The organism is Legionella birminghamensis (genome assembly GCF_900452515.1).
Classification (GTDB): Bacteria; Pseudomonadota; Gammaproteobacteria; order Legionellales; family Legionellaceae; genus Legionella_C; species Legionella_C birminghamensis.
Genome location: NZ_UGNW01000001.1, coordinates 1,024,036 through 1,038,581, shown reverse-complemented (window position 1 = coordinate 1,038,581; position 14,546 = coordinate 1,024,036). Strand labels below are relative to the sequence as shown.

Genomic DNA, 14,546 nt, shown 5'->3' with positions numbered 1-14,546 from the left:
AATATGAGCGCTTATCCTTTACCATTGCGATTAAGACGGATGCGGCAAACTGCGGCCAGCCGGGCCCTTTTGAGAGAAACCCGTTTGAACATCGAGCAGTTCATTTATCCCTTGTTTATCAGTGAAACCCTCTCGGCACCCCGTGAAATACCGAGCATGCCTTGCCAATTCCAATTACCATTGAATGCGCTGGCCGGCGAAATTGAAGAACTTAGCGCCTTGGGAATTCCAGCAGTCCTGTTGTTTGGTTTGCCAGCCCATAAAGATGCACAAGGCAGTTCATCTTGGCAGCCTGAGGGCATTATTCAGAAAGCAATCCGCAGGATTCGTGAAGTGAATCCAGATATTCTCATTATCACCGACTTGTGCTTTTGTGAATACACAGATCATGGCCATTGCGGCGTATTACAGGGACACACAGTCGATAATGACAAAACCCTTGAATTATTAGGCCAGCAGGCAGTTAGCCATGCGCAAGCCGGGGCGGACTGGATAGCCCCAAGCGGCATGATGGACGGCATGGTGATGGCGATTCGAAAAGCGCTCGACACCGCCGGCTTTCAGGATAAATCGATATTAAGCTATGCGGTAAAATATTGCTCCAGCTTTTACGGACCCTTCCGGGAAGCCGCCCAGGGTGCACCACAGTTTGGCGATCGTAAATCCTATCAGATGGATCCGGCCAACAGTAAGGAATCGCTCAGGGAAGCTGCACTGGACTTGGCCGAGGGCGCAGATATGCTGATGGTCAAACCGGCGATGAATTACCTTGATATAATTTACCAGATTAAACAGAATTACCCCGCTGTTCCCCTCTGTGCTTATCAGGTGAGCGGCGAGTATTCCATGCTTAAACTTGCGGCAAAGCAGCAGTTAATCAATGAAGAACAGGCCATGCTTGAGAGCCTTCTGGCAATAAAAAGAGCAGGGGCTGATATGATCATTTCCTATTTTGCCAAGGACTTGGCAAAATTGCTTAAATAGCCTTCTTTGTGAATAAGTCCTGTCTTTGCGAACAAAGTGAAGCAATCCAGATCAATGCCCGAATAGCGCTTCGATGTAGGGTTGCTTCGCCAAAGGCTCGCAACAACTCCGCTAAACACACCTACCTTGTAAAAAGCCATCAGTCTGAAATATAATATGCCAATTATTTAAGCTAAGAGCCCTATTATGAAACACAATACACTGGAATTACTTGATACCCTGGTAGGGGGTACAGAGGTTCGCAATTCCAATATAAGTGCAGAAGCCAAATCTACTCTATTTGCAATGCGCAACGAATTTGCAAGATTAAGATACAGCCATGAAACCGATAAACAAGCTAAAATGATAGCTCTGCTCATGGGGGGGGTAATTCTTGCATTCAAAAGGGATGACTGGAAATATTATTACAACAGTAAATTCAGACTTTATCCTCAATGGCTTACTAATCTGGTATTTAAAAACGTAAAAGAGAAACACACTGAAATAGAAGCCATATATCTGATTGGCCAAGAAGCATTACGAAATCTGCCTGATGCTTTTAACTCTCGTTTTTTTACTTTTGAGTACCCAGTGATAAGCAGTTCCAAAAAAGCTGTTTTTTTCCCTGATTTAAAAACCAAAACTGCGGAAATTAACAGCCTGGTTAAATTTTGCATTGAGCATTCAAATGATCTGGAGTGTCCGGAAATTGAAATTGACGATGATTCTAACCTGGATTATCACACCCGATCTGCACACCATGCAATGGAAGACCTGCTGGGTTCATACTTAAGAAATCGGCAAAATGTAACCAACTCAAAAGGTCAGGTGAAAGAATACTTTTACCCATTTTTTATCCCGGGCCAAAAGAGTTTCACCCAGAAAAGAGATGCTGTTAACGATTTGATAAGCGCATTAAAAGGTGAGAATGTAGATATAACCCAACATTTGTCAACGTATAGGAACGGCCAATTAGGGGATTCCCTCAGGGCATTCATCAAATCATCCCGAGCAGATGAAATTGTTGGGCAATCAGTAGAAACGGTTAGCGATTTCATCCAAAAATTACAATCTAAAAATAAATGGGCTCAGTTAGGTCTTGACTAAACTCATTGGATAGCAGTGGCAAATTGAGGCAGTGTATGGCTTCCATTTGCCGCTATTCGAAGTCTTCAACTTATTCCTTTAAATTGAGAAAGCGCAGAAACCGTTTCTTTTTCAAGCACAGCCATTAAATGCGCAACAGACATTGGACGGCTTAATTGGGCGCCCTGCCCGCTCCATAGGCCAGTCAATTCTGTGCGGCCTAGTTTATTGGCATGAGCCCTCAATTCTTTGGTGAGCTGATGCTGTAAAGGGTAGGGAAGTAAATCCTCATTTCTAAAATTTTTTTCTGTCATATCAACTATTTCATTTCTAAAACTACGAACCGGCTTTCCTGTAAAAATAGAGGTGATGCAGGTGCCCTCTGCCGGGCTATCCAAAATCATCTGCTTATGCAGAGGAGAAGCATTGCTTTCTTTGCAAGTTAAAAACGCAGTACCCATTTGAACAGCGCTGGCACCCAAAGTGAATGCAGCAGCTATGCCGCGCCCATCCATGATACCCCCGCTGGCAATCACCGGAATAGTCAATGCATCCACCATTTGGGGAACAAGCGCCATGGTTCCAATGAATCCACCATCCTGGCCTTCTAGAAAGCCCCCTCCACGATGCCCGCCTGCTTCATACCCTTGGGCAATTACCGCATGGCAGCCGAGGGCTTCAAGTGCTTTCGCTTCCCGCACAGTTGTGGCTGTTCCTATAATAAAAATATTCTTTTCCAGCAGCTTTCTCATCGTAGTGTGGCTTAAAATACCAAAGGTAAAACTAATAATGGATATACCCTCGTTAAGGAGCATATCTAATAACTCATCGTTATCCGGTTCAACGGATGATGGGATCTCAGGCAAGGGCGGTAATCCAAGAGATAAACGATGCTGGTTTATATATTCCAGCATCTTTGTAATCTGTATTTTTGAAGGATAGGCTATAGCGTTGTGAATGAATAGGTTTACTGCAAAGGGTTTGGATGTGAGCGCCTTTGTTTTACAAACTGCATCTTGTGCTTCCTCCAGGGATAAATAACCGAGCGGCAATGAACCTAACCCCCCGTATTTGGTCACTTCCCTAATTAGAACAGGTGTAGTTATTCCACCAGCCATTGGTGCTTGAATAATAGGCAAGCTTATATCAAGCTGCTTGCAAAAATCCGTGGTTTTTTGATTAAACATCATTTCCCTCTATTTTAATGGCATGGATCGCTTCTCTAATTACCTGGCGCACTGCTTATTGAAGGAGCTTCCTAGGCACCAGAGATCTATTATAATAAGTCACCTCGTCCACGCAAGAAAACTTGAGAATACTTATGCTTATTGGAGCACTTCAAGAAGCCATTTTATGCCAATTGAATGATGTAGCTTATTGAGCTATGATTGAAGCTTATTTGGCTTCACTTGAAGATTATGTCAGATACCTCCATATTATTTTCTGAATACAGACGGCGTGTACTTGGACTTTTACTGCTACATCCTGATAAGCGTTATCATGTCCGTGAGATTGCAAGATTAACAAATACGGCAGCAGGCACCCTTCATCGAGAGTTGTCCAAGCTAGCTAAGGCTAACATACTGTTGCGCGAGCTCAGTGGTAATCAGGTTTATTATCAAGCCAATCATAAATTATCGATTTACCCCGAACTTACCAGCATTTTGAAAAAAACGTCTGGCTTGGTGGACGTTTTATTTGATTTGCTAACACCCTTGGCTGAGAAAATTGAAGTGGCTTTTATTTTTGGTTCAGTAGCAAAAGGGACCGAGAATCTTGGCTCTGACATCGATGTACTTGTTATCGGTGATATTGACTTTACAGAAATAGTAACCACCCTTTATTCTGCTCAAATCAGTTTAGGACGAGAGATTAACCCCAAAATATATTCAAGAGAACAATGGAATGCATGTTTACAAAAACAAGAACTTTTCATCCAAGAGATTTTAAATAATCCTAAACTATTTATCATAGGAACAGAAAATGACCTTGGATAACTTAATAGGTATCAGTCTTGAAAAGATACCATCTGATCCCAACGCAATAAAACGGCTTGTGCATGCTGCTGAGCGCAATATTGCAGATTCAAAAATTGACTTGGTTAGCGCTGAAAACCGTTTTGACGCAGCTTATAAGGCCATAATGCAATTAGCAAATGCAGCGCTCCAAGCCAGGGGATTTAGAACCTTAACATCTAAGCCAGGTCATCATCAGACGATGATTCAGTTATTACCCCAAACTTTAGGTACGGATATAAAAACAGTTATTATACTGGATGCGATGCGTAAACAACGCAATATTGCTGATTACTCAGGAGATATTATTCCTGAGAGCACAGCAATAGCCTGTGTTGCTCAGGCAGAAGCATTGTTAGACAGCTTTAAAAAAGCTGGGATTATTGACTAGATGGGTGGTATTTATCCCGCCGCAAACAATAACCAAAATTGATTCAGCCTTAGAAAGAATGGGATGATTGTTGTAAACTACAGACAATGAAGCACCGCTGGATAACTCCAGCAAAATTCGCTGCTCGCGCGCGAAATTCCAACATGCTTGCTCTGCTTCGTCATCCGTAACCACAATATTCTCTATTTTATGAATTGCTGTCCAATCCATTAATTTTTGCGCAATTCGTTTTGCACCTAAACTGGTTGCTTTACTAGTGATAGCGTCTAAGGTTATTAATTTATTTGCCTTTACAGATTGGGCAAAGGCATCAGCCCCTTTTGTTTCAACTGCGATGAGCGGCACATTCTCCCACCCCTGTTGATGCATTCCTTCCAGAACCCCGCATGCAAGACCACCGCCACCAACAGACAGGATAATTGCATCGGGTTTTGTTAGTCCTTGTTGAACAGCTTCTGTAATCATCGAAGCATGTCCTTTCCACAAAGCAGGATGATCAAAAGGTGGGATATAAGCGGCTTGATGCTGTTTAGCAAATTTTAATGCGGCCTGGTGCGCTTCATCCCATACCTGTCCCGCTACCACCACTTTTGCACCATACGATTCTATTGCATCAATATAAACCGGGTTGCTGGAGGAAGGAATAAAAACAGTAGCAGGGATATCTAGTTTCATCCCGCAATAAGCGACTGCAATACCGGCATTGCCACCAGATGAGGCAACAAAAGCCTTTGCACCTCGCTGTAATTCTTGCTGGCATAACAAGCCTATTCCCCGTAATTTAAACGAACCAGGCGGTTGCAAACATTCCAGTTTAAAATAGACCCGTTTATTGAATTTATTCTTTAATAATTGCGACTCGATAAGTGGTGTTTGAATATGTAAGGGCTGCATCGATTATCCTAGTTAATTAAGCTTAAAAACAGAACCGAGATTATTTTTTAAAGCATTTTGATAGACAACTTGAGCGACCGCCAAATCCTGAACCGCAAGACCAACCGATTTAAATACAGTAAGCTTTTCTTGAGCCTGAGGTACTTTATTGAGCAACCAGGAACCCAATTCAATGAGCGATTCTTTTTGAATCTTTTGTTGCTCAACCGCATTAATAATTTCACCGGCTTCTTTCATAGCTGCCTCTGTTTGATCTACTATCAGCATCGCTTTTTGAAGCACCTCTCCGCTTATTTCTTGCATAGAGGGATGATGCGAACCAATTGCATTAATATGTGCATGGGGCTGGAGATCCTGAAGATCAACCAGTGGCTCTGTACTTGCTGTTGCGGTACAAATGATATCCGATTTTTTTAAGGCAGGAGATAATTGCTCACAAATATCAATATTGTAGAAAGCCTCCATTTCCCTGGCGAATTTATGTGCGCTTTTTAAATTCCGTGACCACACAAATACTCGTTCGATCTGACGGACAGCAGCAACTGCTTCAAGCTGAGTGGCAGCCTGTACTCCTGCCCCTACGATGGTTACAGTGGATGGCAAATCACGTGAAAAATATTTTGTTGCCAAACCAGAAACCGCACCCGTACGAAGGGCTGTTAAATAAGCAGCATCCATCAACATAAGCGGCTCACCCGTTGCAGCATTAAGCAGTAAAATAGTGCCATTAATTGCAGGCTTACTCTCTCGGACATTATCAGGAAACACCGACACCACCTTTAAACCCAATATTTTTTCGTCCGATAAATAAGCAGGCATAGTCAGTGTCAACCCATTTTCTCCTACTGGAATACCCGTTCGCAAAGGCAAGATCGCTTTCTGTTGTGCCAGTTGGATAAAAGCCCTTTCCATACTGTCAATGGCTTCAGCCATGGTAATACTTTGCTTCACTTCTGAAAGCGATAGTAGTTTAAAGGTCATGAACAACCTCCTTCTGAACCACAGGAACGTAAATCTCACCTTGCAAATACAGTTGACTATAACCCGACAAGATGACCCTATCCTGATTCATTTCACACCAAAGTTCTCCTTGACGGTTACCGCCCTGACGCGCATGAATCTTTTTCTTATTGAGGCGATGACACCAATAAGGGGCAATGACACAATGTGCGGAACCAGTTACTGGATCTTCAGGAACATCACAACCCGGATAAAAACACCTTGAATATACATCAGATTCTACCCCTGGTGACGATAAAATAATACCTCGGCATGACATAGCTGCCAGCGCATTTAGATCAGGCTTGGCATTTCTAATTGACAGCGCATCGTTGAAAATACATAACATGTCAAATTGACTTTGGTAGACCTCAACTGGAATTAACCCTATGGCTTCAATAAGTTGAGCGTTCGGTTCTACTTTTGTAAAACCTAGTCCGGGAAAATCCATTATTAATAGATCTTCTTCTTTCTTCACTGTTAATGGTCCACTTTTACTATTAAAAACAATTGTCTGCTCTTGATGTCCTAACACCTCGAATAAAACAAAAGCGCTAGCTAATGTAGCATGACCACACAGATCCACTTCTGTGTTAGGTGTAAACCAGCGTATTTCGTAATTCTTGTTATCGCGGACAATAAATGCTGTTTCAGATAAATTGTTTTCCCGTGCAATCAGCTGCATAACAGTATCATCGAGCCAGTATTCTAAGGGGCAAACAGCAGCAGGATTCCCTGTGTACAAGGTTGAGGTAAAAGCATCTACCTGGAAAATGGATTGTTTAATCATGCAAACCTCATGGTGAGTGAAACTAGATTAATTTTACATAGTTTGGTAATATATAGCAAGCTATGTAAAATGGACAATAAAAAATGTACCCATCTACCCTCATTAAGAAAGCCAGTCGATTGTTAATTAAAAAAGCCAATGAGCTACTGAAGCCCTATGGTCTTACTGATGCGTATACCTATTTCCTCATGGCTCTTTATCAACAAGATGGTTTGACTCAATCTGAAATGCATAAACAGATTGGCATCGAACAACCCACCGCAGTTAGAACGCTCGATCGCATGGAACGTGACGGCTTGATTATAAGAACTCGAAGTACCACAGACAGGCGTGCCATTGAAATCAGGCTGACCGAAAAAGGACGAAATGCTCAAAAAATAATTGAAAAATGTGCTTATGAGCTAAATAAATTTGCGTTAAGCGGCTTTACAGAAGATGAGAAACACAAAATTAAATGCCTTTTAGAGAGATTAAACACTACGATCAGCCGAGAATAGTATAAATTTTATTATTCATTCCAGCCTGGGTTTCAATGCTTGAGTCAGATTAAGCAAAACTAATTCAGTTTAAGCTCAGAGGAAACCTTTGCTGAGTCCATTTCTTTTGCAGCGGGGATACTTTCTTGTTTAAACGCCAAAAGGGCTTTTTTAAACTTATTCATGCCTACAATGGAAGTTGATTTATTTTCAGTTGTTTCGGATTGTTTTTGTTTAGATGAGAAGTAATCAAGGCGATTTAAAAAAGGAAGTATTTTTAATAAAATTTGTTTCCATGAAGCCTTTCCTGCCAAGTTAGAATTTTCAGAATCATTATAATATTTAATACGTTGTTGGCAAAAATTTTTAAATTCGGATAAATCTCCCGTTTTTTTAAACTCATGGTACTTAATTATAACCGCCTTATAAAAATTATTAGCATCTTTTGCAGCCTTAGGATCTGATTTTTCTAAAGCTTTTACGCTCATTGCTATTTCCTGCAATGACTGCTCAAATTTTCCCTGGCTATCATTCAGTTTACCCGCATTAGCTTTTATTTCATTATAACGTGCTTCTGCAGCCAGTTTCATTTCTTCCTTCTTTGCCGCAACAAGTTCCTCTGGTAAACCAAGACAAGCCAGGCGTTGCAATTCAATTTCCAGATGCTTTTCAACTCCCAGGGTATTATTGAGTTGACTAAAATCATAACTAAAGTCCTGTACGGAACTGAATAGATCACGGCCTTCCTGACAAATTTTTGGAGAGCCGGCAATGTAATCATAGGGATTTTTCAGCATTTTAACGAATTCATTTTGTACTATAGCACTATCTCTCGGACTTAATGCCTCACCGTTTTGAAAATTTAAATCGGTAATTTGTTTAGAAAAAATGACATTATTAAATACCGCTTCAAAAGCACAGGCCGGTAAATTACTTAAAACCTGCGGTTCAGCTTGATATTTCTCGAAGAATTTAGCTAGCTCATTATCAAAAAAGGAATAAACAGCATAACCAGTTGTAGCTCTGCAGGTATCAAAACGCACTGAGACGAATGAATTAAAACCAAATTTATCGTTAGGTCCCAGAGGGGTTTTATTTTCGGTTAAATTAGCCTGTAAATAATTATTGATATCTTCTGATAACGCCAGCATATCAGAGACTGAGGAATACGCATCAAAATAAATAGTCAGCTGATCAGTATCTTTAAAACGATTATTGCCATGCTCTTCAGGATTAACAATTTTGAAATCAAAATTCATATTATTATTGGCTTTAGCTTTCTTATTTAATAGGTCTATTAAACCCCATAAAACTTTTTCATCCAGATTAGCAATACTATTAATGTTAACATGAAATTTTAATGCAGCACCGGTGTTCGACTCAGGCGGGCGTTCAAGTATACCGTTAGTTTTTAACTTTGTTAGCGCATCCACTATTCGGGGCATATGTTCATTTCTTAGATTATTAACACCAGCTAGAAACAAATCACTTGTCTGATTTTTATAAAGACTTTTTAAAGGCATCTTTTTGTCTTTAACAGGAACTATTTTGTAAAACATACCCGTTGAAATAGGATTGCAATCAACATTGTCTCTCTGGAGCTTTTTTTGCAGCTGCTCACCAGATAAATTTCTAAATTTAGCCATGGCAATCCGGAGTTAGGTAAACAATGAACATTATGATTATTAGTATATGCCAACTTCATTCGGAAAATGGATTTCGAGCTTATGCCTGATTGACATTGGTTAATGCATATTTTTTTGGAATGTACTTATCATTAACGCGAAACAAAGCAGCTTTCACAATCTCCAATATAATGAGGCGCTTTAGGAAGAAGTATTGCTCTAATGTTAGGTATAACTCACAAATTTTAAAGGAATACAAATAATCCCAACTAAGGGGGGGACTGCGGACGAGCCGCAGTAAGTAGCAAATTGACAACAACCTGAAGTAAAATTTATCGAATGCGAATGATATGTGATTTTGCCAATAAATTTATTTTTGAATAGTAATGCTTTCAATAATGACAGGGGTAACCGGTTTGTCCTGTGCGTCTGTCTGTACTTGACTAATCTTGTCGGCAACATCCTGGCCGGAAGTCACTTGGCCGAAAACATTATAGCTGCCTTGAAGGCTTGGTGTTGGCGCTACGGTGATGAAGAATTGGCTGCCATTCGTATTTGGGCCCGCATTAGCCATAGCAAGAACTCCTGGCTTGTCAAAACTGGCATTGGTATTCTCATTATCAAATTGATATCCAGGGCCGCCAGTACCGTCACCAAGGGGATCGCCGCCCTGGATCATAAAACCAGCAATCACACGATGAAATGTTAAACCATCATAATAAGGGCGTTTAACCATTTCCCCTGTTTTAGGATCTTTAAATTCCTTTGAACCTGTTGCCAGACCTTCAAAGTTGGCAACCGTATTGGGAGCTTGTTCTGTAAACAGCTCACAAGTAATTGTTCCCTGAGACGTTTTGATGATAGCGGTATCAGCAAATGCTGAACCCAAACCAGCCAGTAAGAGACAACCGGTGATAAATGACACGGTATTTTTCATAATGATATTCCTGTATTCCCTATTGATTATCAAACCTTGATGCGTTGCGCTTATAAAGAGTCATACCAATAAAAAAGCCACCCGTGGGTGGCTTTTTTACTGTCGTTACATTATTTTGTAACAACAGGAGCAACTTGATCCATCGTCCAGGTTGCTTGCAGGCCAACCAGGTCTGCTCTTACTTTCGCTGTTGCATTTACGTTAGTAGTAAAGCTGGTGGTTGTCTGATTTTTGTTAAGTGTTGGATCACCTGCAGCAAACAGATGAGTCCAGCCAGCATCGAAACCAATATCAGAACGCCATTGGTAGTGACCGCCCACAGACAGAGCCCAGCGATCAGCATCTGGCAAACGAACTGTACGGTTAGCATCAGTAGTTGGAGTCTGATCATATCCACCGCCTACACGCAGCATCCACTGGTCATTAAACTTATAGTTCGCACCAATGGCAGCACGCCATGCATTGTCATAGTATTCACTGGAAATGGAATTCGCTTTCACCTGGCCAATACCTTGAGAAAACGCAGCTACATTTCTCAGTTCAATTGTTCTGATTGTGCTCCAGCCGGTATAAACCACAGAACCCAACAGAGCTAACTTATCATTAACATCGTGGTATCCGCTTAATGTGACAATGTCAGGGAAATCCAGATTGTTACTAGACAAATTGTGACTTGTGAAAGTACAAGTTGTGCAGGAAGTAATAACACTCAAAGGACTAGTCAAATTCAATCCAGGAGTAGCAAAGGGACCGCTTAAACGGCTATACCCATGGAATGTATGGTTCATCTTGGATTGATAATTCAAACCGATACGGGAGTGATTATCATTGAACATATACATCGCACCGGCATGGAAACCAACACCGAAAGAATTTCCTTTGTTATAGGAAGGCGAATCCAGTGCAAAAGGGTTTCCAGTTATAACGTTTGCTACAGTAGGAACACCCAGGACGCTGTTAAATTTAACGCGTGCATATTGCAGGTCAATACCGGCACCCAGAGAGAAATTATCGGTAATCATACCGCCAATTTCAGGGGATACGTTAGTGGTAATCAGCTCACTGAATGTACCTTGATAACGCATTGGATCAGTACGATCCCATTCAGTAGACAAACCAAAAGGAGATACTACGCTCAAACCGAAAGTCGCGCGATCTGTAATGGGCAGCGCATAATGGAAAGCAGGAACGAAGGCCTCATTCGCACCCTGCACACCATTATAAGACTGAATATAAAGATTTGCTGGGAACGGAAGCCCGGAAAATGATCTGAAAGTGGATGTGCCTGATAATTTACTGCTTGGGAAAACACCGACACCGCTGGTTACGACTTGTTGATTATGCAGCAATGCCAGACCAGCAGGATTGTACCAACCTGTGGACGCATCAGCAGCTTCGGCAGCAGCACCCGCAGCATAGTTTCCAATCACATATCCTGCACTTTCAGTATACAGAGAAAATGCCCCTGCATTTGCAGCACTTACAGCCATCATTGATATAACAGCAGCACTGACCATTGTTCGTATGGGTTTTTGCATGCTCTTCACTCGACGCTCCTTACTATTAATGCATCCCAAAAATAAATTAAGTAAAACTGTGTAAAACACCACCGTTCAACCAAAACAAAGATAATAAATGAATTACAATAGTTTTCAACGATTCAATCAAAATATTCCAAAATAAAGTGCTTGATTAGAAAGAAAAAATCCAAGATGACGCATTTAAAATCACATTGGTTTTAATTTACCTGACACTTGTCATAGCTAAGGACTCCATGTTAATGTGGTCTTTTTTTGTGCGGAAAAATTATGCAGCAAATAGTAACCAAATTTGGAGGCACTAGCGTCTCCTCATTACAAACCTGGGAAAATATTAGCTTTATTACTCAGCGGCACATAAAAAATGGCTTACAGCCAATCATTGTCTGCTCGGCCATGACTCAGATATCCAATAAGCTCGAACAGGCGATCGATGCGGCTTTGTTAGATCAGCATGCAAGTATTTATGAGGACATTGAGCAAAGCCATCTGAAACTGATTGACGAATTGGGTTTATCACCCTCCCTGATTCAAAATGAACTGGAACAACTGGATAAATGGTTAACCGGGATTGCCCTTCTGCGTGAAGCCCCGGCAAAAACCCGTGCGCAAGTGCTTTCACTGGGTGAAATCATGATGACCCGGCTAGGACATGCCTTTCTTAAGGCAAAGGGCATAAACTGCCTTTGGTATGATGTGCGTCAGGCCCTAGTGTCTACTCCGATTCCCGGTGGTGATTCCATTAACTATCTGGCAGCCCGCTGCCACAGCGAACCTAATCCGCAACTGGCCAGCGAATTGCTAGACTCAGGGCATCAGGCAATTATCACCCAGGGCTTCTTTGCTGCAAATCCGCAAGGCGATACGGTATTACTGGGACGCGGCGGCTCAGACACTTCAGCAGCGCTTCTGGCAGCAAAACTTGAGGCAAGCCTTTGTGAAATCTGGACTGATGTGCCCGGTATTTACACTGCAAACCCTCATCAAATGCCGCATGCGAGGCTGCTAAAACAACTTAATTACGATGAAGCGCAGGAAATTGCGTCAATGGGTGCGAAAGTATTGCACCCCAATTGCCTGCCGCCTGTCCGCAATGCCCACATTCCCATGGCTGTCCGATTTACCCGTATGCCTGAGCATTCCGGGACAATGATTTCAAAAGAGAGTGATGAACTGGCTCCGCCTATTAAATCCATTCAGGTCAAACACAGTATTATCCTTATCTCAATCGATACCCTTAATATGTGGCAGCAAGTGGGGTTCCTTGCAGATGTTTTTGCCGCCTTTAAGCATCATGGATTTTCTGTTGACCTGCTCTCTTCTTCCGAGTTTAACGTTACCCTGTCACTGGATAGCAGTGCCAAATTACGGGACCGGGAAATTTTAAATGCATTAATCACAGATCTAAACCGTTTCGGCCGCGCTAAAGTCATTGAGCCTTGCAGCGCTGTCAGTCTGGTAGGTCATCATATCCGTACGGTATTGCCGCAATTAGGGCCTACTCTCGAGTTATTTGAAGCCAAACAGATTTATCTGATGTCATTGGCATCAAATGACCTTAACCTGACCTTTGTGGTGGATGAGTCTCATGCGGAAAAACTCTGCCAGAAATTGCATCATCTCTTAATTGAAAACAATCCACAAAGCTTCTACTATTCAAAAAGCTGGCATGAAGAGTTTGGCAAACCGGAAGTCCCAAGAACACCCTGGTGGGAAAGCAAGCGCGAACAGTTACTCGATTTGGCGCAGCAATATTCCCCCTGCTATGCCTATGACCGGGAAACCCAACAGCAAAAAGCCGATGAATTGCTTGCCCTGGAATCGATTGATGCCTTGTTCTATTCAGTGAAGGCTAATCCCTATCCTGAAATTCTTAGAACCTTATATGATAAAGGCATCGGTTTTGAGTGTGTTTCGATTAATGAACTTGAGCATGTCCTGAAGCTCTTTCCTGAAATTAATCGCGAAAGAATTTTGTTTACACCCAACTTTGCCCCACGTGCAGAATATGAGTTTGCCCTGAATCTGGAATGTCATCTGACCATTGACAATCTTTATCCTTTACAGACCTGGCCTGAGCTATTCAGAAACCGTAAACTTTTCTTAAGGGTCGATCCAGGCACAGGCGCCGGTCATCACAAATTTGTCAGTACCGCTGGGAACGAGTCCAAATTTGGTATTCCCCAGAATGACTTGCCCCTTGCAGCAGAACTCGTTGCCGAGCTAAAAATTCAGGTTGTCGGTTTGCACTCCCACTCAGGTAGCGGCATTTTAACGCCGGATTTATGGCAGGATACAGCCCGAATGCTTGCTAATTTTACCAAGCTGTTTCCCGAAATCAGCATCATCAACCTTGGCGGCGGCCTGGGTGTTGCTGAGAAGCCAGGGCAGCGCCCTCTGGATCTTGCAGCATTCGACAGTTCTTTGCTGGCGATTAAATCCCAGTTTCCCCAATTGTCTTTCTGGCTGGAACCTGGGCGTTATTTTGTTGCTAACAGCGGCGTCATTCTTGCCAGGGTAACCCAATGCAAGGACAAAGGCAGAGTCCGTTTTATCGGGATTGAAACAGGGATGAACTCCCTTGTTCGCCCCTCATTGTATGGCGCTTACCATGAAATCGTTAACCTGAGCAGGCTCAATGACGAAAAAGCGGGATTTGCCCATATTGTAGGGCCTATCTGTGAATCTGGGGATACCCTGGGTTACAACCGGCTGATGCCAAAAACCTTTGAAAATGACATTATGCTGATTGCCAATACCGGCGCTTATGGCCATTGCATGGGTTCAAATTACAATCTGCGTCCCCCCGCCCAGGAAATAGTTGTTGACTAA

Annotated in this window: 13 protein-coding genes; 6 read left to right on the top strand and 7 right to left on the bottom strand. The window is 42.2% G+C overall.

From position 1 onward, the window contains the following. Positions 1–3: 3 nt before the first annotated feature. Positions 4–984 carry a porphobilinogen synthase gene (gene hemB, locus DYH42_RS04390; protein WP_058524760.1) on the top strand — a complete coding sequence of 327 codons (981 nt, stop codon included), beginning with the start codon at positions 4–6 and terminating at the stop codon, positions 982–984. 186 nt (positions 985–1,170) lie between these two features. Further along, entirely contained in the window at positions 1,171–2,070 is a 900-nt protein-coding gene (locus DYH42_RS04385; protein WP_058524761.1) for a hypothetical protein, read from the top strand. 65 nt (positions 2,071–2,135) lie between these two features. Here DYH42_RS04385 and DYH42_RS04380 read toward each other — a convergent pair whose 3' ends face one another. Next, complete coding sequence (locus tag DYH42_RS04380; protein ID WP_065232856.1) at positions 2,136–3,239, bottom strand: NAD(P)H-dependent flavin oxidoreductase; 1,104 nt, start codon at positions 3,237–3,239, stop codon at positions 2,136–2,138. 228 nt (positions 3,240–3,467) lie between these two features. On the opposite strand from DYH42_RS04380, the gene DYH42_RS04375 reads away from it, so the two are divergent. Together DYH42_RS04375 and DYH42_RS04370 are read left to right on the top strand one after the other, a co-directional pair. Next, a complete protein-coding gene (locus DYH42_RS04375) occupies positions 3,468–4,046 on the top strand; it encodes a nucleotidyltransferase domain-containing protein (RefSeq protein ID WP_058524763.1) in 579 nt (192 codons plus the stop codon). Continuing rightward, positions 4,033–4,455, top strand: a complete 423-nt coding sequence (locus tag DYH42_RS04370) for a hypothetical protein (protein WP_058524764.1) — start codon at positions 4,033–4,035, stop codon at positions 4,453–4,455. The genes DYH42_RS04375 and DYH42_RS04370 overlap by 14 nt, the downstream gene beginning before the upstream one ends. Here the strand turns inward: DYH42_RS04370 and DYH42_RS04365 are convergent. From DYH42_RS04365 to DYH42_RS04355, 3 genes are read right to left on the bottom strand one after another with little or no spacing between them, the layout of a single operon-like run. Beyond that, complete coding sequence (locus DYH42_RS04365; protein ID WP_058524765.1) at positions 4,420–5,349, bottom strand: pyridoxal-phosphate dependent enzyme; 930 nt, start codon at positions 5,347–5,349, stop codon at positions 4,420–4,422. The two genes, DYH42_RS04370 and DYH42_RS04365, sit on opposite strands and share 36 nt — an antisense overlap. A 12-nt stretch (positions 5,350–5,361) precedes the next feature. Then, complete coding sequence (locus DYH42_RS04360) at positions 5,362–6,330, bottom strand: ornithine cyclodeaminase family protein (RefSeq protein ID WP_058524766.1); 969 nt, start codon at positions 6,328–6,330, stop codon at positions 5,362–5,364. Next, positions 6,320–7,138, bottom strand: a complete 819-nt coding sequence (locus tag DYH42_RS04355; RefSeq protein ID WP_058524767.1) for a PhzF family phenazine biosynthesis protein — start codon at positions 7,136–7,138, stop codon at positions 6,320–6,322. Before DYH42_RS04355 ends, DYH42_RS04360 begins: the two co-directional genes overlap by 11 nt. A gap of 83 nt (positions 7,139–7,221) precedes the next feature. Between DYH42_RS04355 and DYH42_RS04350 the strand changes: the two genes are divergently transcribed. Next, a complete protein-coding gene (locus DYH42_RS04350; RefSeq protein WP_058524768.1) occupies positions 7,222–7,635 on the top strand; it encodes a MarR family winged helix-turn-helix transcriptional regulator in 414 nt (137 codons plus the stop codon). Positions 7,636–7,694: 59 nt separating this feature from the next. Here the strand turns inward: DYH42_RS04350 and DYH42_RS04345 are convergent, their stop codons facing one another. The 3 genes from DYH42_RS04345 to DYH42_RS04335 form a co-directional block, all read right to left on the bottom strand. Beyond that, entirely contained in the window at positions 7,695–9,260 is a 1,566-nt protein-coding gene (locus DYH42_RS04345; protein WP_058524769.1) for a hypothetical protein, read from the bottom strand. A gap of 349 nt (positions 9,261–9,609) precedes the next feature. After that, positions 9,610–10,176 carry a peptidylprolyl isomerase gene (locus DYH42_RS04340; RefSeq protein ID WP_058524770.1) on the bottom strand — a complete coding sequence of 189 codons (567 nt, stop codon included), beginning with the start codon at positions 10,174–10,176 and terminating at the stop codon, positions 9,610–9,612. Positions 10,177–10,286: 110 nt separating this feature from the next. After that, positions 10,287–11,723, bottom strand: coding sequence for an OmpP1/FadL family transporter (locus DYH42_RS04335; RefSeq protein WP_058524771.1), 1,437 nt, complete (start codon positions 11,721–11,723; stop codon positions 10,287–10,289). A gap of 261 nt (positions 11,724–11,984) precedes the next feature. Here DYH42_RS04335 and DYH42_RS04330 point away from each other — a divergent pair, with 261 nt between their 5' ends. Then, positions 11,985–14,546 (top strand): bifunctional aspartate kinase/diaminopimelate decarboxylase, encoded by a 2,562-nt coding sequence (locus DYH42_RS04330; protein WP_058524772.1) that lies wholly within the window; start codon positions 11,985–11,987, stop codon positions 14,544–14,546.

Bases quoted from the DNA above. Each gene is read 5' to 3' on its own strand.
- DYH42_RS04360 (WP_058524766.1), bottom strand. From the start codon at position 6,330: ATGACCTTTAAACTACTATCGCTTTCAGAAGTGAAGCAAAGTATTACC.
- DYH42_RS04345 (WP_058524769.1), bottom strand. From the start codon at position 9,260: ATGGCTAAATTTAGAAATTTATCTGGTGAGCAGCTGCAAAAAAAGCTC.
- DYH42_RS04365 (WP_058524765.1), bottom strand. From the start codon at position 5,349: ATGCAGCCCTTACATATTCAAACACCACTTATCGAGTCGCAATTATTA.
- DYH42_RS04385 (WP_058524761.1), top strand. From the start codon at position 1,171: ATGAAACACAATACACTGGAATTACTTGATACCCTGGTAGGGGGTACA.
- DYH42_RS04355 (WP_058524767.1), bottom strand. From the start codon at position 7,138: ATGATTAAACAATCCATTTTCCAGGTAGATGCTTTTACCTCAACCTTG.
- DYH42_RS04330 (WP_058524772.1), top strand. From the start codon at position 11,985: ATGCAGCAAATAGTAACCAAATTTGGAGGCACTAGCGTCTCCTCATTA.
- DYH42_RS04370 (WP_058524764.1), top strand. From the start codon at position 4,033: ATGACCTTGGATAACTTAATAGGTATCAGTCTTGAAAAGATACCATCT.
- DYH42_RS04350 (WP_058524768.1), top strand. From the start codon at position 7,222: ATGTACCCATCTACCCTCATTAAGAAAGCCAGTCGATTGTTAATTAAA.
- DYH42_RS04340 (WP_058524770.1), bottom strand. From the start codon at position 10,176: ATGAAAAATACCGTGTCATTTATCACCGGTTGTCTCTTACTGGCTGGT.
- DYH42_RS04375 (WP_058524763.1), top strand. From the start codon at position 3,468: ATGTCAGATACCTCCATATTATTTTCTGAATACAGACGGCGTGTACTT.
- hemB (WP_058524760.1), top strand. From the start codon at position 4: ATGAGCGCTTATCCTTTACCATTGCGATTAAGACGGATGCGGCAAACT.
- DYH42_RS04380 (WP_065232856.1), bottom strand. From the start codon at position 3,239: ATGATGTTTAATCAAAAAACCACGGATTTTTGCAAGCAGCTTGATATA.